This is a genomic window from Streptomyces sp. NPDC127092, from assembly GCF_042722475.1.
GTDB lineage: Bacteria > Actinomycetota > Actinomycetes > Streptomycetales > Streptomycetaceae > Streptomyces.
The window spans coordinates 403832-425156 of the sequence record NZ_JBHXFE010000001.1; the positions used below are offsets into that span (position 1 = coordinate 403832).

General features: G+C 73.4%; 13 protein-coding genes. 8 read left to right on the plus strand and 5 right to left on the minus strand.

What is annotated here, in order from left to right; genetic code table 11:
• Window positions 1-104: 104 nt before the first annotated feature.
• Entirely contained in the window at window positions 105-833 is a 729-nt protein-coding gene (locus ACFWJO_RS01690; protein WP_386862818.1) for a hypothetical protein, read from the plus strand.
• On the opposite strand, the gene ACFWJO_RS01695 is transcribed toward ACFWJO_RS01690, so the two are convergent.
• Window positions 787-2091 carry a cytochrome P450 gene (locus ACFWJO_RS01695; RefSeq protein ID WP_386862819.1) on the minus strand — a complete coding sequence of 435 codons (1305 nt, stop codon included), beginning with the start codon at window positions 2089-2091 and terminating at the stop codon, window positions 787-789. The genes ACFWJO_RS01690 and ACFWJO_RS01695 overlap by 47 nt on opposite strands.
• 158 nt (window positions 2092-2249) lie before the next feature.
• On the opposite strand from ACFWJO_RS01695, the gene ACFWJO_RS01700 reads away from it, so the two are divergent.
• The 3 genes from ACFWJO_RS01700 to ACFWJO_RS01710 all read left to right on the plus strand — a co-directional run bounded on the left by ACFWJO_RS01700 (window position 2250) and on the right by ACFWJO_RS01710 (window position 5745).
• The gene (locus ACFWJO_RS01700; RefSeq protein WP_386862820.1) at window positions 2250-2720 is read left to right on the plus strand and encodes a hypothetical protein; all 471 of its coding nucleotides are present in this window, start codon (window positions 2250-2252) and stop codon (window positions 2718-2720) included.
• 110 nt (window positions 2721-2830) lie between these two features.
• Entirely contained in the window at window positions 2831-4006 is a 1176-nt protein-coding gene (locus ACFWJO_RS01705; RefSeq protein WP_386862821.1) for an Ig-like domain-containing protein, read from the plus strand.
• 176 nt (window positions 4007-4182) lie between these two features.
• Window positions 4183-5745, plus strand: coding sequence for an alpha/beta fold hydrolase (locus ACFWJO_RS01710; protein WP_386862822.1), 1563 nt, complete (start codon window positions 4183-4185; stop codon window positions 5743-5745).
• Window positions 5746-5794: 49 nt separating this feature from the next.
• On the opposite strand, the gene ACFWJO_RS01715 is transcribed toward ACFWJO_RS01710, so the two are convergent.
• The 4 genes from ACFWJO_RS01715 to ACFWJO_RS01730 all read right to left on the minus strand — a co-directional run bounded on the left by ACFWJO_RS01715 (window position 5795) and on the right by ACFWJO_RS01730 (window position 9109).
• Complete coding sequence (locus tag ACFWJO_RS01715; RefSeq protein WP_386862823.1) at window positions 5795-6232, minus strand: DUF6278 family protein; 438 nt, start codon at window positions 6230-6232, stop codon at window positions 5795-5797.
• 96 nt (window positions 6233-6328) lie between these two features.
• Window positions 6329-7108 (minus strand): exodeoxyribonuclease III, encoded by a 780-nt coding sequence (locus ACFWJO_RS01720; protein ID WP_386862824.1) that lies wholly within the window; start codon window positions 7106-7108, stop codon window positions 6329-6331.
• A 55-nt stretch (window positions 7109-7163) separates the two neighbouring features.
• The gene (locus ACFWJO_RS01725) at window positions 7164-7796 is read right to left on the minus strand and encodes an MBL fold metallo-hydrolase (protein ID WP_386862825.1); all 633 of its coding nucleotides are present in this window, start codon (window positions 7794-7796) and stop codon (window positions 7164-7166) included.
• A gap of 47 nt (window positions 7797-7843) precedes the next feature.
• Window positions 7844-9109, minus strand: coding sequence for an alpha/beta fold hydrolase (locus ACFWJO_RS01730; RefSeq protein ID WP_386862826.1), 1266 nt, complete (start codon window positions 9107-9109; stop codon window positions 7844-7846).
• Between the two features lie 389 nt (window positions 9110-9498).
• On the opposite strand from ACFWJO_RS01730, the gene ACFWJO_RS01735 reads away from it, so the two are divergent.
• The 4 genes from ACFWJO_RS01735 to ACFWJO_RS01750 all read left to right on the plus strand — a co-directional run bounded on the left by ACFWJO_RS01735 (window position 9499) and on the right by ACFWJO_RS01750 (window position 21324).
• Window positions 9499-10167: a class I SAM-dependent DNA methyltransferase gene (locus ACFWJO_RS01735; protein ID WP_386862827.1), complete on the plus strand. Its 669-nt coding sequence runs from the start codon at window positions 9499-9501 to the stop codon at window positions 10165-10167.
• A gap of 286 nt (window positions 10168-10453) precedes the next feature.
• Window positions 10454-11077, plus strand: coding sequence for an RNA polymerase sigma factor (locus ACFWJO_RS01740; RefSeq protein ID WP_386862828.1), 624 nt, complete (start codon window positions 10454-10456; stop codon window positions 11075-11077).
• Window positions 11074-11445 carry a hypothetical protein gene (locus tag ACFWJO_RS01745; RefSeq protein WP_384419577.1) on the plus strand — a complete coding sequence of 124 codons (372 nt, stop codon included), beginning with the start codon at window positions 11074-11076 and terminating at the stop codon, window positions 11443-11445. The genes ACFWJO_RS01740 and ACFWJO_RS01745 overlap by 4 nt, the downstream gene beginning before the upstream one ends.
• Window positions 11446-11727: 282 nt before the next feature.
• The gene (locus tag ACFWJO_RS01750; RefSeq protein ID WP_386862829.1) at window positions 11728-21324 is read left to right on the plus strand and encodes a type I polyketide synthase; all 9597 of its coding nucleotides are present in this window, start codon (window positions 11728-11730) and stop codon (window positions 21322-21324) included.
• Window position 21325: the final 1 nt, after the last annotated feature.

Consider the following 21325-nt stretch of genomic DNA (forward strand, 5'->3'; position numbering starts at 1 on the left):
CTACCTCCAGTCAACGACCGTCCGCGCAGCGTAACTTCCGCCCGCGCCTCCCGTCAGGACCGCCACTCGAACAGCCGACCGGTCGCCCAGTAGCATGCGCGCCCATGAACGAAGACCTGCGCAACGTCGTCCTGGGCGTGCTCGCCACCGGGGTCAGCGGTTCCCTCGGCTGGCTGGCCCGTACCTACCTGTGGCGGCGGAGGCTCCGGAAGAAGCAGGCCTTCTTCGGGCTGCCCAGCCACTCCGAGTGCCTGCTCGTGGTGCACCGGGAGGCCGGGAGCGACAGTGCGGTGCACCGCTTCGACGTGTCGGCGCTGCTCGAACTCTCCGCGCTCGTGAAGGACTGCGGGGCGCACGCGCAGATCGTCCAGCACGACCTCGCCCAGCAGGGCTTCGGCGACCGCACGGAGTTCTGCGTCGGCGGGCCGGGGTCGAATCGGCGGATGAGCGCTCACCTGGGAAGTCTGCTGCCGGGGCTGCGGATGAGCACGGCCCGGGAGCCGGCCGAGGAGCGGGGCGCGATACGGATCGGCGAGGACGTGTACCGCATGGAGCCGGGCGTCGTCGAGTACGTGCTGCTCGCGCGGCTGACGGCGGGCGAGGGCGGGCGTCCGGTCTTCCTGTTCTGCGGGCAGCGGGCCATCAACAACCAGGCGGCGACCCGCTATCTGGCCCGGCATCACGCACGCCTCGCGCGCCGCTACCGGAACGGCTCCTTCGTCCTCCTCCTGAAGGTCGTCAACTCCCAGGCGTACGGCCCCGACGTGGTGGAGCTCGTCGCCGACGTCACCCGCGAGGCGCGCACGGCTCCAGCCGCAGCGGCAGCGACTTGATCCCGTTGATGAAGTTGGAGACGAGCCGCCGGGGCGGCCCGGCGGGTGCGAGGCCCGGCAGCACCGCGCGCGCCTCCTCGTAGAGGACCTTCAGCTGAAGCCGGGCGAAGTGCGCGCCGAGGCAGACGTGCGGGCCGTCGCCGAAGGAGACGTGCGGGTTGGGGTTGCGGGCGAGGTCGAGCCGCCGGGGGTCGGCGAAGGCCCGCTCGTCGTGGTTGGCGGAGGCGTGGAAGACGACGACCTTGTCGCCGGCGGCGATCGGCACCCCGGCCAGCTCGGTGGCGCGGGTGGCGGTGCGGCGGAAGGAGAGGACGGGCGGGTGCCAGCGGAGGAGTTCGTCGACGGCGGTGTCCGTGCCGACGTCTCCTGTCCACAACCGCCGCTGCTGTTCGGGGTGTTCGGCGAGGGCGAGCAGTCCGCCGGGGGCGGCGCTGCGCACGGTGTCGTTGCCGGCGACGGTCAGCAGGAAGAAGAACATCTCCAGTTCGGCGTCCCGGAGTTCGGTCTCGGCGAGCACGGTCATGATGTCGTCGGCGGGGTGCGCCTTCTTGTGGGCGGCGAGTTCGCGCGCGTAGCCGAACATCTCGGCGAGCATGGCGGGTGAGCGCGGGTTGACCGGCCGGCCGTCGGCACCGAGGACCGGCGGTTCGTCGGGGTCCTGGTAGGCGATGACCCGCTCGGTCCAGGTGTGCAGCAGTCCGCGGTCGGCGGCCGGCACGCCGAGGATGTCGGTGAGGTTGAGCAGCGCGTAGTCGTCGGTGACGGCCTTCACGAGGTCGACTTCGCCGTCGCCCGACTCCCTTGCCGCGGTGAGGAGTTCGCGTGCCCGGGTGCGCGCGGTGGCGGCGAACCGGTCGATCCTGCGGGGCGTGAAGGCGCGGCTGACGAGCCGCCGCAGCCGCCCGTGGTCATTGAGGTCTCCCCTGCTCGAACGAAGGTGAGAGCTTGGGGAAGGGTCCTGGTTGAGCATCATCCGCCGGATGAACGGCAGGTCGGCCGGGTCGGGGTCGCGGATCTGCGTGGCCCCGAGGTGCGAGGAGAACCCCGCGGCGTCCTTGAGCACCCGGACGACGTCGGCGTGCCGCGTCACGGCCCAGAACCCGGGCCCCGCGGGCCAGCCGAGGACCTCGTACTCCTCCTGACGGGCGACCGGGTGGTGGTCGCGCAGGGCGCGGAAGCGGTCGTGCGGGATCCCGGCGGCGTAGATCCGCGGGTCGAAGACGTCGGGGACGGTCCCGGGTGCGTCGCTGTTGCCCACCGGCCCTCCGCTCGGAGTGAAGACGTCACCATCATGACAGGTCAGAGCCGTTTTTCGTAGGACGGAACGCACAGTTCGAGAGCCTTGTCCGGGCTGTCCTCCGACTCCCAGAATCTCCCCTCGTGCATCACACGCAGAACACGGTGAACAGGGGGAACATGACGGACACGGGGAACTCCGGGAAGATCGACCAGAACGCGGTGCTGCGGGCGCGGGTGCTGCTGCTGGGGTCCGGCGAGCCGAGCCTGTGGGCACGGATCGGGGCGTACCGGGTGCTGGCACAGGTGAGTCCGAAGGCCTATCTGCCGAAGCTGGTGGACGCGCTGCTGGAGCGCGGCCACGAGCTGCGGGATCCGGAGGTGCGGGTGCGGCTCTTCGCCGAGGCCGCGGAGGCGGCGCGGCGGATCGAGGCCGGTGCGCCGGGCCGGATGGATCGGCTCCGCAATGCCCTGAACGCCCATCAGGAGGTCCTCTTCGCGCTCGGCAGGCGGGCCGAGGCGCGCGCGGTCTGCGAGGAGCCGGCGGCGGCCGGGTGGAGCGGCCGACCGGCCCCGGCACTGGCCGAGGAGGGACGGTTCCGTGAGGCCGCGGAGCTCGCCCAGGCCGTCGCCCTCCTCGACCGCCCGTGACGTCGCCCATCTCACATCCGACATCACAGGAATAGGGCACATGTACGGAACCGTCTCCGGTCGTCCGGACTCTCTCCTCCCGTAAGAGATCACCACCGGAGGTCGTTTCCGTGAGCCGCATATCCGTGCCCGCCGCCCTGTTCGTCACCACCGCACTCGCCGTCACCCTCGGCGGGTGCGGTGGCGGTACGGGAGGCTCGGGCGGGGCCGGAGGGGCGGCGGAGGAGGCGCCGCGGACGCGGGTCTCGGTGAACCTGACCGGAGAGCGGGCGAGGGCCGGCGCGCCGGTGGTGGTGACGCTCGCCGAGGGTCCGCGGCTCCAGCAGGTGACGGTGACGGACGACAAGGGCGGGAACCTGGCCGGCAGGACCGGCGCCGACGGGAAGACCTGGACCTCGCTGCGTCCGGCCGCGCCGGGGACCTCGTACGCCGTCGAGGTGCGGGACACGGACGGCGGCAGCGCGAAGGCGTCGTTCAGCACCGCCGAGCCGGAGCGGGTGAACAAGCTGAACCTGGCACCCGGCAGGAACACCACGGTCGGCGTCGGCCAGCCGCTGTCGATCGTCTTCGACCACCCGGTGAAGAACAGGGCCGCCGTGGAGCGGCAGTTGAAGGTGACCACCTCGAACGGCACCGAGGGGTCCTGGGGCTGGATGCAGGACTGGTCGGGCAAGGACCGGGTGGACTGGCGGCCCAAGGAGTACTGGAAGGCGGGCACCAAGGTGACGCTCAAGGCCGAGCTCAACGGCATCGACTCCGGGGGCGCCGGCGGCTGGTTCGTGCGCGACTACACGACGGGCTTCACCGTCGGGAGGAACCAGCTCGTCAAGGTCGACCTGGACGCCCACCGGCTGAAGCTGCTGCGGGACGGGCAGGTCGTGCGGGACGTGCCCATGTCGGCCGGGACGCCCGGCGGCGAGAAGGCCTCGTGGCGCGGGAAGACGGTGCTGATGGCGAAGGAGGGCACGATCAACATGCGCTCCGAGACCGTCGGGCTCGGCGACGCCTACGACAAGATGGTCGACTACTCGATGCGGCTGACCTGGTCGGGCATGTACGCCCACGCGGCGCCGTGGAACGCCGCCTACTTCGGCAGCGCCAACAGGAGCTCGGGCTGCATCGGGATGAGCGACGCGAACGCGAAGGCGGTGTACGACGCGGTGCAGGTGGGCGACCCGTTCGAGATCACCGGCTCCGACGCCAAGGGCACGCAGGCGCTGAACAACGGCTACGGCGAGTGGAACCTGTCCTGGGCCGACTGGCAGGCGAAGAGCGCGCTGCGCTGACGGCTCCCCGTGCCGGGGGTGCGCCCCGCTGACGGCGCGCCCCGCACTGACGGGTCCGTTCCGCCAATCGTTACCCTTGCGTAACTTACTGAGCGGTTACCCCGGGTAAGCCGTCGAGGTTACCGTCGGGTCACTTTCACTGCCCCCCCATTCAGTGAACCAGTGAGGAGTGACCCGTGCGCACAGCGCTGACCTTCGCCGTCTCGGCCGCCCTCGTCGCCGGCACGGCCCTCGGGCTCGCCCCCGCCGCCGGCGCGGCCACCGCCGCCGAGTCCGGCGGCACCCTGCGCTTCGTCGACATCGCGGGCGACGGCGGCACCGTCCTCAAGGCCAACGTCGCCACCCCGGCCGGCGCCGACGGCTCCACCCGCTACCCGGTGATCGTGCTCCCGACCAGCTGGGGCATGCCCCAGGTCGAGTACCTGGCCCAGGCCCAGAAGCTCGCCGACTCCGGCTACGTCGTGGTGAGTTACAACTCGCGCGGCTTCTGGCAGTCCGGCGGGGAGATCGAGACCGCCGGACCGAAGGACATCGCGGACGCGTCCCTCGTCATCGACTGGGCCCTGGCCAACACGCCCGCCGACCCCGCCAGGGTCGGCATGGCCGGCGTCTCGTACGGCGCGGGCATCAGCCTGCTCACCGCCGCCCAGGACAAGCGGGTCAGAGCCGTGGCCGCGCTCAGCGGCTGGGCCGACCTCATCGACTCGATCTACAGCGGCCGCACCCAGCACCTCCAGGCCGCCGCCCTGCTCGGCGGCGCCGGGTACCTCACCGGCCGGCCCGGTCCCGAACTCCGGCAGGTCCTGAGCGACTTCCTCGCGTCCGACCTGGACAAGGAGGACGAGATGATCGCCTGGGGCCGCAAGCGGTCCGCGGCCACGTACCTCGACGCGATCAACGCCAACCGGCCCGCGGTCATGCTGGGCAACGCCTGGGGCGACACGATCTTCCCGCCCAACCAGTTCGCGAGCTTCTACGAGAAGCTGAGCGGCCCCAAGCGGCTGGAGTTCCGCCCCGGCGACCACGCCACCGCGGAGGCCACCGGACTGCTCGGACTGCCCAACGACACCTGGACCAGCGCCCACCGCTGGTTCGACCACCACCTCAAGGGCGTGGACAACGGCGTCGACCGCGAGCAGCCGGTCCGGCTCAAGCCGCGCTCCGACGCCGGCTACGAGGGCTACCCGGACTGGAAGTCCGTCAACGCCGACCGGCGGAAGTTCGCGCTCACCGACTCCGAGCACGTCTGGGCGAACATCGACTCCGGCGCCAACGGCGGCGTCGTGATGCTCTCCAACCTCCTGGACCAGTTCTTCCAGGCCCCGCCGACCGCCTCGGTCCCGCTGCTCCCCCGGGCCTTCGCGGCCGTGTGGCAGACCGGGCGGTACGACACCGCGCAGCGGGTGCGCGGCACCGCGCGGCTGCACACCACGGTCACCCCGACCGCCGGGAGCGGCACCTTCGTCGCGTACCTGTACGACGTGGGCCCGCTCGGCATCGGCAAGCTGGTCACCCACGCCCCGTACACCTTCCACGGCAAGGAGCCGGGACAGCCGTTCGCCGTCGACCTGGACCTGTTCTCCACGGCCTACGACGTGCCGGCCGGTCACCGGCTCGCGCTGGTCGTCGACACCGTCGACCCGCTGTACATCGAGCACAACCCGACCGGCGCGCAGCTGACCTTCTCCTCGCCGGCGGCCGATCCGAGCTACGTGTCGGTGCCGGTGCGGGCGGAGTGATCACCGGCTGCTGCCGGGCGGGCAGGGCCCGTGCGGGGCGCCCGGAGGCTCAGAACTCGGCGGACTCCGCGTAGACCTGGGAGAGCTCGGGCGCACCCGTGGCGGCCCAGTCCAGCCCGGCCGCCACCACGTTGATCTCGCGGCCGGAGGCCAGCAGCACCACCGGCTGGCCGTCCGGCCGCAGCCGCCATCCGGCGCCCGGCACGGTCCGCACGATCACGGTGCCGAGATAGAGGCCGGCGTCGTTCCCGACCCAGGGCAGTTCCTCCGGGTCTTCCCGCCAGCGGGGCGGAAGCTGGTCGAGCGCCGCGAGCGAGCGGGGCGTGTCGTCGAGCGTCACTCCCGCCTCCTGGGCACGGGCGCGCAGCAGCTCGCACTCCGCGAGCAGCTCGGCGGCTCCCTCCGGGTCCCGGTCGAAGACCGAGACCAGAGGGGATCGTTCCGCTTCATGCTTCTTGCGCCAGTTGTCCAGGAAAGGAATGTTCATCCGAACAGCGTCCCATTCCACCCCTGGAGGGCACCACCCGGCGCGCGGAGATCACCGAGCCACCACCGGACGTCCACGTCTCGGACGTCGAGGTCTCTAGACGTCGAGGTCGACGACGACCGGGGCGTGGTCGGATGCGCCCTTGCCCTTGCGCTCCTCGCGGTCGACGTAGCTGTCCTTGACCGCGTCCGCGAAGGGCTTGTTGCCGTAGACCAGGTCGATGCGCATGCCCTTGTTCTTCGGGAAGCAGAGCTGGCGGTAGTCCCAGTACGTGAACGGGTGGTCGTACTTCAGCGGGCGCGGCACCACGTCGGCCAGGCCGGCCTCGCGCAGCCCGGCGAGCGCCGCCCGCTCCGGCTCCGTGACGTGGGTGGCGCCCTCGAACAGGGAGATGTCCCAGACGTCCTCGTCGGTGGGGGCGATGTTGAAGTCGCCGAGCACGGCGAAGGGCCGGCCGCCCGCCGCGTCCTCGGCGACGGCGGCCTTCAGGGCCTCGAGCCAGCGCAGCTTGTACGCGTAGTGGTCGTGCGCCACCTCCCGGCCGTTCGGCACGTACACCGACCAGAGGCGGACCGGGCCGCAGGTCGCCGAGATGGCCCGCGGCTCCTGCACGGTCTCGTAGTCGGGGCCGCCGGGCAGCCCGGTGACGACGTCCTCCAGGCCGACCCGGGAGACCAGGGCGACCCCGTTCCACCGGCCGGTCGCGTTGACCACCGACTCGTACCCCAGCTCGCGCAGCTCGTCGGCGGGAAACTGCTCGGCGGTGCACTTGGTCTCCTGGATGCACAGCACGTCGGTGCCGGTGCTCTCCAGCCAGGCCAGGAGGCGGGGCAGCCGGGCCGTGATCGAATTGACGTTCCAGGTGGCGATGCGCATGTGCGCAAGCCTAACGGCGGGGTGTGACAGTCGGCGGTCCGCGGCGCGGGGCCGGTCAGAGCTCGGCCGAGTCGCCCGGGGTGAGCCTGCGGTGGTCGGTGCCGGCCAGGGCGCCGATCTGGCGGTCGTAGATCGGCCGGGCCAGGTCGGTGAGGAGCGCGTCGTGGATGTCGTACGCGCGGACCGGCTTGACCTCCCGCACGTAGTCGATCACTTCGGAGATCTTGTTCCACGGCGCCATGACCGGCAGGAACAGGGTCTCCACCGGGCGGTCGGGGACGGTGAGCGCGTCGCCGGGGTGGAAGACGGCCCCGTCGATCAGGAAGCCGACGTTCGTGATCCGCGGGATGTCCGGGTGGATCACCGCGTGCAGTTCGCCGTGCACCTGTACGTCGAAACCGGCGGCGGAGAACGCGTCGCCGTCGCCGACCGTGTGGACGCGGCCGGGGAACGCCGCCGCGAGCTGCCCGGCGACGCTCCGCAGCGTCCACACCTCGGCGGCCGGGTCGGCCTCGAGGGCCGCGCGCAGCCGTCCCTCGTCGAAGTGGTCCGGGTGCTCGTGGGTGACGAGGAGGACGTCGGCGCCGAGCGCGGCGTCCTCCTCGGTGAACATCCCGGGGTCGATGACGAGCGTCCGGCCGTCCTTCTCCAGGCGGACGCAGGCGTGGGTGTTCTTCGTCAGCTTCACGGCCGCAGCCTAGGGGCAGGCCGTGGGCTCTGCCGCTCCTGGCAGGCCTAGGCAGGCGGTGTCGTGTCCTCCTCGATCACGCGGCGGACGACCCGCAGGGCGCTCTCGGCCGCGGGCAGGCCGCAGTAGACGGCGGTCTGGAGGAGGATCTCGCGGAGCTCGGCCGGGGCGAGGCCGTTGCGGAGCGCGGCCCGGGTGTGGTCGGCGAGGGCGTCGTGGTGGCCGCCGGCGATGAGCGCCGCGAGGGTGACGGCGCTGCGGGTGCGGCGGTCCAGACCCTCACGGCTCCACACCTCGCCCCACGCGAAGCGGGTGACCAGGTGCTGGAAGTCCTCGCCGAACGGATCCGCCAGGGCCTCGTCGACGTGGGCATCGCCGAGGATCTCCCTGCGCAGCCTGAGGCCGCTCTCGTACGGGTCGGGGCGGGGATCCTCGTCCTCGTCCGGCGACGCCGGGGCGGTCTCGGCCGCCGGGACGACCGGGACGGGGACCGGCGGTGTGCCGGGCGGGGTGAGGGCGACGCCGTGGGTGTCCTGGGCGAGCGGCGCGAAGTGGCCGGTGAGCAGCTCCGTGACGGCGGCGGGCTGCTCGACGGGCGCGAGGTGGGAGGCGCCGGGGACGACGGCGAGGCGGGCGTCGGGGATGCCGGCGACGAGGGTGCGGGCCTCGGCGGGGCCGGTGATCCGGTCGTCGGCGCCGACCAGGACCAGGACGGGCACGCCGATCCGGTCCAGGGCCTCGCGGACGTCGAAGACGGCGAGCGCCTCGCAGGCGGCGATGTAACAGCCCGGGTCGGTGGTGCGGACCATCTGCACGGCCCAGTCGACGATGGCGGGCTGGGCAGCGGCGAAGGCGGGTGTGAACCACTGCTCGGGCGCGGTACGGGCCATGGGTTCGAGGCCGTTGGTGCGGACGAGCACGCCGCGCTGCCGGAACTCGTCGGCGCTGCCGAAGCGGGGCGAGGTGGCGACGAGGGCCAGGGACGCGACCCGCTGCGGCGCGCGCAGCGCGAGGTCGAGGCCGACGGCGCCGCCGAGGGAGCAGCCGGCGTAGCAGAAGCGCTGGACGCCGAGCTCGTCGAGGGTGGCGAGCAGCCGGTCGCCGAGCTCGGCGACGGAGCCGGCCGGCTGCACGGGCGCGCCGCCGTGTCCGGGCAGGTCGAAGCGGACGACCCGCCAGGCGCGGGTGAGCTCGGGTATCTGCCGGTCCCACATGTGCCAGGTGGTGCCGAGCGAAGGTCCCAGGACCAGGACCGGGGCGTCGTCTCGACCGTCTACGCGGTATTGGAGGGTGTTCGTCGGTGTCTCACTCACCCGCCCGACCCTCTCATCTCCGGCGTTCCGTCACGCCGCCGGGTCGGACCAGGGGCGTCGCCCGCGGCTGGAGCACGGCGGGGAAGGCACGGCGGGAGGGCAGGACGGAAGGGCACGGGGGGTAAGGCGCGGCGGGAAAGGCGCGGATGCCGGTGGGCGGTGCTCAACGCCCGGCCGCGGGCGGGTCGGGCGTAGCCGGGTGCATGCGCTGCCCGTATCCCCGGCCGGCGCCGGTCGGCGGGCCCGGGCCGACCGGCGGGCCCGGGCCGACCGGCGGGTCCGGTCCGGCCGGCGGCTCAACCAGGCGTGCTCACCGCGGAGATGGGAGCCGTCGGCGTCGGGCGGTGTCGCGTGGTCCACGCTGCGCGCCGCCGCCCTATCCTTGCCCGATGCCCGCTCACCGCATCGACCGGCCCGCCGATCTCGACGTCGTACGCGACTCCTACGACCGCGTGGCCGACAACTACGCCGACATGGTCCTGAATACGGGGATCGGCGACATCCGCCGCCACCCCTGGCTCAAGGCGTCGATCGACGCCTTCGCCGACAGCGTGGGCGGACTCGGACCCGTCCTCGACGTCGGCTGCGGACCCGGCACGGTGACCGCCTACCTCGACGAGCGCGGGCTCGACGTGTCCGGTGTCGACCTCTCCCCGCGCATGATCGAGAACGCCCGCCGGCTGCATCCGCAGTGCCGCTTCTCCGTCGCCTCCGCCACCGATCTCGGGCTCGGGGAGGCGTCCCTCGGTGGCGTGCTCGGCTGGTGGTCCCTGTTCAACCTCCCCCGTGACGTCCTTCCCCAGGTACTCGCCTCGTTCGCCCGCGCGTTGAAGCCGGGCGGGTACTTCATCACCGCGACCCACGTCGGCGACGGGGACACCTTGCGCACCGAGGCCTACGGAGGCGTACCCGTCCGCTGGACGACGCACCGGTGGCGGCCGGAACAGCTCGTGGACCTCGTCGAGCGGGCCGGACTGCGCACGGTCGCCGAGCTCCGGCTCCCGGCGGACGAGCACACCGGGCCGGGCGTGGTCGTCATGGCCCGGAAGGCGGGCTGACCGTCTCGCCGTCGGCAGGTGTCCGCGGCCTCGCGGAGCGGTCGTCCTGACGCCCGAAAAAAATCTTCGCGTGAGGCGAATCCTTTCCGGACCTCCCCTCCTCCTATGTGTGTACCGGCCGAACGGGCCGGCCGAACCGGGAGGAAACACCAATGATCACTGCGCTCATCGTCGTCGGAGTCCTGGCTGTGGGCGCTTGCAGCTGGCACCTGCTGCGCCGCTTCAAGAAGAGCCGCGTCTGACCCGCGCCCTGCGCGCGGGGTGCCTTCCGGGTATGAGTTAGCACATGAATCCACGCTTCCGATGGCCGGACGATCGCTTGATCAAGGCCGCTCAGGACGGTGACGTCTCGTCGCTCACCACCGTCGTCATGGAGTCGCAGCCTCATGTGCGCAAGTTCGCCATCTCGCTGTGCGCCTCGCCGCAGGACGCGGAGGACGCGGCACAGGAGGCGTTGATCATCCTCTACAGGAAGATCGGCACCTTGCGGGCCACCGGCGCGCTTGCCTCATGGATGTTCCGGATCGTGCGCAACGAATGCCTCCGGCAGGTACGGCTGCTCGTCTCGCGGAGCGACGAGACGTCGGCCGAGCCGGAGGTCTGCGCGGAACCGTCGGCCGAGGAGGCGGTGCTGCACCGGCTGGAGGTGGAGCGGATCGCCGCCGCGGTCAGCGCCCTTCCGCGGGACCAGCGGCAGGTCCTGATCATGCGTGACATCCAGGGCCTGCCCGGCAAGACCGTCGCGAACGCGCTCGGTCTGAGCACCGCCGCGATGAAGTCGCGGCTGCACCGGGCCCGCGCGACCCTGCGCCAGTCGCTCACCGCGACCGAACCACCACTCGACCAAGCCGCCGGTCGGGCGTCGGACGACGCCGTCGGCCCACACGTCGGAGGAGACCCACGACCGTGAACACCGTGAAGACCGCTCCCACCCAGCTCCAGGTCCCCGCGACCGCGAAGCCCGCGGCGCCGAACTTCGCCAGCAAGTCCGTCCCGCGCCACCTGGCGCGCGGCGTCATCGGCTTCGGGCTGATCATCGGCTCGATCGCCATGGTGCCGGTCGCCGGCCCGGCCGTCCTGCTGGCGGCCCCGCTGTCCCTGATCGCCTTCAAGGGCTGCCCCACCTGCTGGATGGTCGGCCTCGCGCAGACCATCTCCCGCGGCCGCCTCGAGCGCCAGTGCGTCGACGGCGTCTGCACCATCACCAAGGCGCACCCGGCGGCGAAGGCCGCCGAGGGCCACTCCGCCGACACCAAGGTGCCGGCCGCCTCCCGGTGACGGGTCCACGGCCCGCGCCGTGGACCCCTGCCGGACAACACCCGTCCCGTCGGCGTCCGCCCGGCGTGGGGACGCGCCGTTTACGCGTCGTTGACGGGATGGTTACGGGATACGCCGACACTCCCCCCGGCTGTCCGGAATGCCTATTTCCGCATGCCGACTGCATGCCGTGGCCATTGGTTTACGGAGCGCCGACTCGGTGCTAGGGTCCGAATTGAATCTGGCTGGACCGCCGAGTCGGCCGCGCCGTTCAACGTGCTTCACGGGGGGAGCAAGAACACCATGATCCGCCATGCCCGAATACCGGCGGCAGCACCAACACCCGAAGGTATCGACGACCGGACCGTCGCCGTCGTCGGACTCTCCTGTCGCTTTCCCGGCGGGGCGAACCCCGCTGAATTCTGGGATCTCCTCAAGAACGGCCGCGATGCCATAGCCGAACCGCCCGCGGATCGCGCGCATCTCGCCACGTTACCCGACGGCTCGCCGCGCCCCGGCGGCTTTCTCCCGCGTGTCGACACCTTCGACGCCGAGTTCTTCGGCATTTCGCCGCGGGAGGCCGCCGCGACGGACCCCCAGCAGCGGCTCGTCCTCGAACTCGCCTGGGAGGCGCTGGAGGACGCCCGCATCGTGCCGGCCACGCTCGCCGGCACGAGCACCGGCGTCTTCGTCGGCGCGATCGCCGACGACTACGCGGCCCTGACCCACGCGGCCGGCCCCGGCGCCACCTCCGCCCACACGGTGACCGGCCTGCACCGCGGCATCATCGCCAACCGGGTCTCCTACGCCCTCGACCTGCAGGGCCCCAGCATGGTGGTCGACACCGCGCAGTCATCGGCCCTGGTCGCGGTGCATCTGGCCTGCGAGAGCCTGCGCCGCGGCGAGTCCGTCGTGGCACTGGCCGGCGGCGTCAACCTGAACCTCGCGCCGGAGAGCACCCACGCCCTGGAGGCCTTCGGCAGCCTCTCGCCCGACGGCCGATGTCACGCTCTCGACGCCCGTGCCAACGGGTACGTACGAGGCGAGGGCGGCGCCGTGGTGGCGCTGAAGCTGCTCCGTCAGGCCGTCGCCGACGGGGACCGGATCCTCTGCCTCCTGCACGGAGGCGCCGTCGGCAGCGACGGCGCGAGCGACACCCTCCCCACGCCCAGCGGAAAGGCGCAGGAACGCGTCATCCGCGAGGCGTGGGAAGACGCGCGAATTCCCCTGGAGCAAGCCCAGTACGTCGAAATCCACGGATCGGGCACCCGCGTCGGCGATCCCATCGAAGCCTCGGCTCTGGGCGCCGTTTTCGCCTCGTCCCGCACTCCCGGCAATCCCCTCCGCCTCGGTTCCGTCAAGACGAACATCGGTCACCTCGAAGGCGCCTCCGGTATCGCGGGACTCGTCAAGACCATTCTCTGCATCAAAGAGCGGGAACTCGTCCCGACCCTGAATTTCCGCACTCCCAATCCGCAGATTCCCTTCGACGATCTCCGGATCTCCGCCATCACCGAGAACAAGCCATGGCGGGATTCCGATGGACCGCTCGTCGCGGGAGTGACATCGGTCGGAATGGGCGGCACCAACTGCCATCTGGTACTCGGCGAGTGGAACGGAACTGCTGTTACCGCCGGGAACGATCAGGAATCCCCCGCGGAATCCGCCGAGGAATCCCCAGCAGAATCCGCCACCGGCGAATCCCTCGCCTGGGTGCTGTCCGGACGCGGCGAGAAGGCGCTGCGCGCCCAGGCCGAGCGGCTGCGCGAGCACCTCGCCGCCCATGAGGACCTCGGCGCCGCCGAGGTCGCCCGCGCCCTCGCCCACGACCGCACCGCCTTCGCCCACCGGGCCGTCCTGGTCGGCTCCGACCGGGCCGAGCTGCTGACCGCCCTCGACGCGGTCGCCGACGGCAGGGTCACCCAGGCCGCGGTCCAGGGCAGCAGCCACCGGACCACCCGTGAAGCGGTGTTCGTCTTCCCCGGCCAGGGCTCGCAGTGGGCCGGCATGGCCGCCGAACTCCTCGACGCCGCCCCCGTCTTCGCGAAGGTCGTCGAGGACTGCGAGCGCGCGCTCCGCCCGTACCGGGACTGGGCGCTGACCGACGTGCTGCGCGGCCGCCCGGGCGCGCCCGCCCTCGACCGCGACGACGTCGTGCAGCCCGCCCTGTGGGCCGTCATGGTCGGTCTCGCCGCACTGTGGCGGGCGGCGGGCGTCGAACCCGCCGCGGTCATCGGCCACTCGCAGGGCGAGATCGCCGCCGCCACCGTCAGCGGCGCGCTCACCCTGGACGACGCGGCCCGGCTCATCGCCGTGCGGAGCGCCGCCCTCGGCGAACTGGCCGGTCGCGGCGGCGGCATGCTCACCGTGTCGCTGCCCGCCGACCGGGTGCGCGCCGACCTCGCCGCGTACCCGCAGCTGAGCGTCGCCGCCGTCAACTCCCCCGGCATGACCGTGGTCGCCGGCGACGGGGACGCCCTGGACGCGTTCGCCGCGCGGTACGGCGAGGACGTCCGCACCCGGCGCGTCCCGGTCGCCTACGCCTCGCACAGCCCGCACGTCGACGCCGTACGCGACACCTTGCCGGCCGAGCTCGCCGGGATAGCGCCGCGCGCCGGAAGCGTGCCCCTGCACTCCACCGTGACCGGCACGGCGCTGGACGGCTCCGAGCTCGACGTCGACTACTGGTACCGCAACCTGCGGGAACCCGTGGGATTCGAACCCGCCGTACGGGCCCTGCTCGAAGCGGGGCACGAGCTGTTCATCGAGATGAGTCCGCACCCGGTGCTCGCGCTCGCCGTCCAGCAGACCGCGGAGGCCGCGGACCTTCCGGTGACCGCGCTGGGTACCCTGCGCCGCGAGGAGGGCGGCCCGCAGCGGCTGCTGCTCGCGTTCGGCGAGGCGTTCTGCCACGGCGCGGAGGTGGACTGGTCCGCCGTCCTGCCCGCCGGCACCACGCGCGCGGAGCTCCCGACGTACGCCTTCCAGCGGCGCCGCCACTGGATCACCGCACAGCCCGGTGGCTCGCCGGCCCCGACCGCACGGGCCGCCGCCCTCCCGGCCGGCATCGTGGACGCCCCGGACGCGGCGGACGACGCGTACGGCGAGGAGGCCGAGGCGCACGGCTCGCTGACCGGACCGGCCGCTCTGGAACTCGTACGGGCGCACACCGCCGCCGTCCTCGGCTACGAGTCCGCCGCCGAGATCGAGCCGCGGCGGACGTTCAAGGAGCTGGGCATCGACTCGGCGACGGTCGTCGAGCTGCGCAACCGGCTCGTCGCCGCCACCGGACGCAAGCTGCCCACCACGGTCGTATACGACCACCCCAGCCCCGCACGGCTGGCCTCGCTGCTCGCCGACGCAGGGAGCGACGAGGCCGCGCCCGAAGCCGGTCCCGACCAGGACGACCCGATCGTGATCGTCGGCATCGGCTGCCGCTTCCCGGGCGGGGTGGACTCGCCCGAGGCCCTGTGGCGGGTCGTCGCCGAACAGCGGGACATGATCTCCGGCTTCCCGACGGACCGCGGCTGGGACCTCGACGGCCTCTACCACCCGGATCCCGCCCACGTCGGCACCACCTACGTGCGCAACGGCGGCTTCCTCGAAGGCGCCGCCGAGTTCGACGCCGAACTGTTCGGGATCTCGCCGCGCGAGGCGCTGGCGATGGACCCGCAGCAGCGCGCCTTCCTCGAAGTGTCCTGGGAGGCCCTGGAGCGGGCCGGCATCGCCCCGGACTCCCTGCGCGGCACGCAGACCGGTGTGTTCGCCGGTGTCATGGCGCAGGAGTACGGTCCGCGGCTCGGCGAGGCGGGTGCCGGCGCCGCCGGTTTCGGCCTGACGGGTACGACGTCGAGCGTCGCGTCGGGCCGCGTGGCCTACACGCTGGGCCTCCAGGGCCCGGCTCTGACGGTGGACACCGCGTGCTCCTCGTCGCTGGTCGCCCTGCACCTGGCGGTCCGGGCGCTGCGCTCCGGCGAGTGCTCGCTGGCCCTCGCCGGCGGCGTGACCGTCATGTCGACGCCGGGCATCTTCGTGGAGTTCTCGCGTCAGCGCGGGCTCGCCGAGGACGGCCGCTGCAAGTCCTTCTCGGCGGACGCGGACGGTACGGCCTGGGCCGAGGGTGTCGGCGTGCTCGTCGTCGAGCGGCTGTCGGACGCCCGGCGCCGCGGTCACCAGGTCCTGGCCGTCGTCGCCGGCTCGGCCGTGAACCAGGACGGCGCCTCCAACGGGCTCACCGCCCCCAGCGGCCCCGCCCAGGAACGCGTCATCCGCGCCGCCGTCGAAGACGCCGGCCTGACCTTCTCGGCCGTCGACGCCGTCGAAGCCCACGGCACCGGAACGGTCCTCGGCGACCCGATCGAAGCCCAGGCACTCCTCGCCACCTACGGCAGCGCACGCGACGGCGGCCGGCCGCTGCTCCTCGGCTCGCTCAAGTCCAACATCGGACACGCCCAGGCCGCCGCCGGTGTCGGCGGTGTCATCAAGATGGTCATGGCGCTGCGCAAGGGCGAACTGCCCGCGACGCTCAACGTGTCCAAGCCGAGCAAGCTCGTGGACTGGGCCGCCGACGGCGTCGAGCTGCTGACCGAGCCCCGTCCGTGGCCCGCCCAGGACGACAGGATCCGGCGCGCCGGTGTCTCCTCCTTCGGCATCAGCGGCACCAACGCCCACGTCATCCTCGCCGAGGCCCCCGGCGACCTGACGTCGGCCGACGACACGGAGCAGGCACCGCTCGACGACACGGCGCCGCTGTGGGTGCTGTCCGGCCGTACCGAGCCGGCGCTGCGCGCCCAGGCCACGGCACTCGTCGAGGCGCTGGACGAGCTCGACGACGTGCCGGCCCGTGACCTCGGTCGCGCCCTGGCCACCACCCGTACCGCCCTGGAGCACCGCGCGGCGATCACCGCCGAGGACCGCGCCGAGGCCGTCGCGGCGCTGACCGCGCTCGGCCGCGGCGAGGCGCACTCCGCCCTGGCCCTCGGCACGGCGCGCCCGGACGACGGGCTCGCCTACCTGTTCACCGGGCAGGGCAGCCAGCGCGTCGGCATGGGCCGTGAACTGTACGAGTCCGAGCCGGTCTTCGCCGCCGCCCTCGACGCGGTGTGCGCCGAACTCGACGCCTGCCGTGCCTCCGTGCCCGGTACGCCGCCGATCCGCGACGTGATGTTCCACGACGCGGAGGCCCTCGACCGGACCGAGAACACGCAGTGCGCGCTCTTCGCGCTCCAGGTCGCGCTGTTCCGGCTCCTCGAGCACCGGGGTCTGGCGCCGGACGCCGTACTCGGCCACTCCATCGGCGAGTTCGCCGCCGCGCACGTCGCCGGGATCCTCACCCTGCCCGACGCCTGCGCGCTGGTCACCGCGCGCGGCCGGCTCATGCAGGCCCTGCCGGCCGGCGGCGCGATGACGGCCGTCCAGGCCTCGCAGGACGAGGTCCGCGCCCTGATCGAGGGCCGCGAGCACGAGGTGAGCATCGCCGCCGTCAACGGCCCGACGGCCGTCGTCGTCTCCGGTGACGTCGAGGCGGTGGAGCAGGTCGCCGCTGCGTTCGCCGAGGCCGGCCGCAAGACCCGCCGGCTGGTCGTCAGTCACGCCTTCCACTCGCACCGCATGGACGGGATGCTCGACGCGTTCGGCGCCGTCACCGCGGGGGTCCGCTACGCGGAGCCGCGCATCCCCATGGTGTCCACGGTCACCGGGCGGCCGATCGAGGTCACCGCCGACTACTGGCTCCGGCAGGTGCGCCAGGAGGTCCGGATGTCCGACGGCCTGGTCGCCCTCCACGAGTTCGGCATGCGGACCTTCCTCGAACTCGGCCCGGACGGCGTGCTGTCGGCGCTGGGCCAGGACTGCCTGGACGACGACGCGCTGGCGTTCGTACCGGTGCTGCGTCGCAACCGGCCCGAGGGCCGCACCCTGGCCGCCGCGCTCGGCGCGCTGCACGTGCGCGGCCGGAGCGCGGACTGGCGGGCCGTGTTCGGGCCCGGCCGGACGCCCGCCCTGCCCACGTACGCCTTCCAGCGGGAGCGCTACTGGCTGACCGCGCGGGGAACCGCGGGCACGGCCGGTCACCCGATGCTCGGCCCCGCCGTCGAGCTCGCCGAGTCCGGACAGACCGTGCTGACCGCGCGGCTCGGCCGCCGTACGCATCCGTGGCTCGCCGACCACGCCGTGCTCGGCTCGGTCCTGCTGCCCGGCACCGCGTTCCTCGAACTCGCCGCCCGCGCGGGCTCGCTGACCGGCACGCCCCGGGTCGCCGAACTCACCCTCGTCGCACCCCTGGTGATCCCGGAGGAGGGCCGCACCGAGGTCCAGGTCGTCGTGGCCGCTCCCGGCGACGACGGGCAGCGCACGCTGACCGTGCACGCCCGCGCCGAGACGCCGGACGGCGCCACGGAGCCGTGGACGCTGCACGGCACCGGCGCGCTCGCCCCGCACGACGGAGCACCCGCGACCGCCGCGGCGCCGCCCGTCGCCGAGGCCGAGCCGCTGGCCGTGGACGGCTGCTACGACGGCCTGGCCGCCGCCGGCTACGCCTACGGCCCGGTCTTCCAGGGCCTGCGCGCCGCGTGGCGGCACGGGTCGGACCTGCTCGCCGAGGTCGCCCTGCCGTCGTCCGTCACCGACGCCGCCTCGTACGGGCTGCACCCGGCGCTGCTCGACGCGGCCCTGCACCCGATCGTCATCACCGCGCTGGACGACGGCGACCGCCGTCTGCTGCCCTTCTCGTGGCGCGGCGTGACCGTCCACCAGCCCGGTGCCCGCACGGCCCGCGTCCTGATCGCCTCCACCGGACCGGACGCGGTGTCGCTGACGCTGCTCGACGAGTCGCACGCGGTGGTCGCCGAGGTCGAGGAGCTGGTCCTGCGCCCGGTCAGCGAGGAGGTGACCGTTCCGCGGTCGCTCCACCGCCTGGACTGGAAGCCGGTCGCCGCGGACCCGGCCGGGGACGGGGACGCGTCCCCGTCGGCCGCCGGGCTCGGCTCCGCCGACCTGGGCGTCGGCTCCCGGTACGCCGACCTCGCCGCCCTGGGGCAGGCCGTGGACGCGGGGCTCCCGGCCCCGGCGGTGGTCTTCGCACCGCTCACGGACCTGGCCGGCGCGACGGACACCGCCGGCGCGACGGATCTGGCGGACGCCACGGACCTGGCGCGCCTCGCGGACGGTGCCGCGGACCTGGCGGACGGTGCCGCGGCCGGCACCCGGTCCGCCGTGCACCGCGCGCTCGACCTGCTCCGGACCTGGCTGGCCGACGACCGGTTCGCCGACTCGCGGCTCGTGCTCGTCACCCGCGCGGCCGTGGCGACGGCACCGGACGCCGACGTGGACCCCGAGGCCGCGGCCGTGTGGGGTCTGGCGCGCTCGGCGCAGACCGAGAACCCGGGCAGGGTCGGTCTCCTCGACGTGGAGTCGGCGGCGGACTGCCGCACGGCGCTGCCGACGACCGGGACCGAGACGCAACTCGCCGTCCGTGACGGGGCCTTGCTGGTTCCCCGGATCGGCAGGGCGACCGCCGACGGTGCGCTGGTTCCGCCGGCCGGAGCGACCGCCTGGCGGCTCGCGGTGCGCGACCGCGGCACCCTGGACCACCTGGCGCTCGAACCCTGCCCGGAGTCCGAGGCGCCGCTCGGCGACGGCGAGGTGCGCATCGCGGTGCGCGCCGCCGGCGTCAACTTCCGCGACGTCCTGAACACCCTGGGCCTCTACCCCGGCGACCCCGGTCTCCTCGGCCTCGAAGGCGCCGGTGTGGTCACCGAGGTCGGCCCCGGTGTCACCGGCATCGCCGTCGGCGACCGGGTCATGGGCCTGCTCTCCGGGGCGTTCGGCCCGGTGGCCGTCGCCGACCACCGGCGGGTCGCCGTGATGCCCGCCGCCTGGACGTACGCCCAGGCGGCGTCCGCGCCCATCGTGTTCCTGACCGCCTACCACGCGCTGGTCGACCTCGCCGGACTCGCGGCGGGCGAGCGCGTCCTGATCCACGCCGCCGCCGGCGGTGTCGGCATGGCCGCCGTCCAGCTCGCCCGGCACCTGGGCGCGGAGGTGTACGGCACGGCCGGTCCCGGCAAGTGGGACGCCCTGCGTGCCATGGGTCTGGACGAGGCGCACCTGGCGTCGTCCCGCACCCTGGAGTTCGAGACCGCGTTCGGCGCGGCCACCGAGGGCCGTGGCATGGACGTGGTCCTGAACTCCCTCGCCGGCGAGTTCGTGGACGCCTCCCTGAGGCTGCTGCCGCACGGCGGTCGTTTCGTGGAGATGGGCAAGACCGATCTGCGCGACCCGGACGTGGTCGCGGCCGACCACGCCGGGGTGGACTACCGCTTCTTCGACCTGCTCCAGGAGCCGACCGAGCGGATCGCCGAACTGCTCACCTCGGTCCTCGCGTTGCTGTCGTCGGGTGCGCTCACCCCGCTGCCGGTCAGCACCTGGGACGTCCGCCGGGCGCCGGAGGCGTTCCGCCACGTCAGCCAGGCGCGGCACATCGGCAAGGTCGTCCTGACCCTGCCCGCGCCCCTCGATCCGGACGGCACCGTCCTGATCACCGGCGCCACCGGCGCCCTCGGCGGTCTCGTCGCGCGGCACCTGGTCACCGAGCACGGTGCCCGCCGGCTGCTGCTCGTCAGCCGTCGCGGCCCGGACGCGCCCGGCGCGGCCGAACTCGCCACCGAGCTCACCGAAGCGGGCGCCGAGGTCACCCTCGCCGCCTGCGACACCGGCGACCGGGACGCGCTCGCGCGGCTCCTGTCGGACGTGCGGCTCACCGCCGTCGTCCACGCGGCGGGAGTGCTCGACGACGGCGTGATCACCGCCCTCACTCCCGAGCGCCTGGACACGGTGCTCGCCGCCAAGGCCACCGCGGCCCGCAACCTGCACGAGCTGACCGTGGACCAGGACCTCGCGGCCTTCGTCCTCTTCTCCTCCGTCATGGGTGTCATCGGCGGCGCCGGGCAGGGCAACTACGCCGCTGCCAACGCCTACCTGGACGCCCTGGCGCAGCACCGGAGGGCCCGGCGCCTGCCGGCGCTGTCCCTGGCCTGGGGCATGTGGGCGGACACCGCGGGACGACCGGGCGCCGCCGGCATGGCGGGCTCGCTGTCCGAGGCCGACCGTGGACGGATCGCCCGGACCGGTCTCGCGCCGATCGACCGGGCGGAGGGCCTGGCCCTGCTCGACGCGGCCCTGCGCACGGACGCCGCGGCGCTCGTGCCCGCGCCCTTCGACCGCGCCGCCCTCGGCGCGCTCGGCGAGCAGCGGCCCGCCGTGCTCCGCGATCTGGCCCCGGCCGCCCCGCGCCCCGGCCAGGAGGCACGGGCCACCGCCGCCGCCCCGGCGACGGCGACCCTGCGCGACCGGCTCGCCGTGCTGAACCCGGACGAGCGGCAGGACCTGCTGCTCGACCTCGTACGGGTGCAGACCGCCGCCGTGCTCGGCCGGTCCGACGCGGCCGGCGTGCCCGCCGACCGCCCGTTCAAGGACATGGGCTGCGACTCGCTCACGCTCGTGGAGCTGCGCAACAGGCTGCAGACCAGCGCCGGTCTGCGGCTGCCCGCCACCTTCCTGTTCAACTACCCCACGCCGCTCGCGGTGATGGCCCATCTGCACGAGGAACTGGCCCCGGACGAGGCGGATTCCGCCGACCCCACCGTCCCGGCGGCCGAAACGACGGCGGGCCTCGGCACCGCGCCCGGACTGGTCGAACTCGACCGGCTGGAAGCGGCGCTCGGCAGCCTGCCCGACGACACCCAGGACGACGTCAGGGACGAGATCGTCCAGCGCCTCCACGCGCTGGCGGCCCTCGCCCTGGTGCCGGCCCAGCGGGTCCGGTCCGACGACGAACTGACCGCGCGGGTCGAATCGGCCTCGGTCGACGAACTGCTCGCGTTCATCGACTCCGAACTCTGAT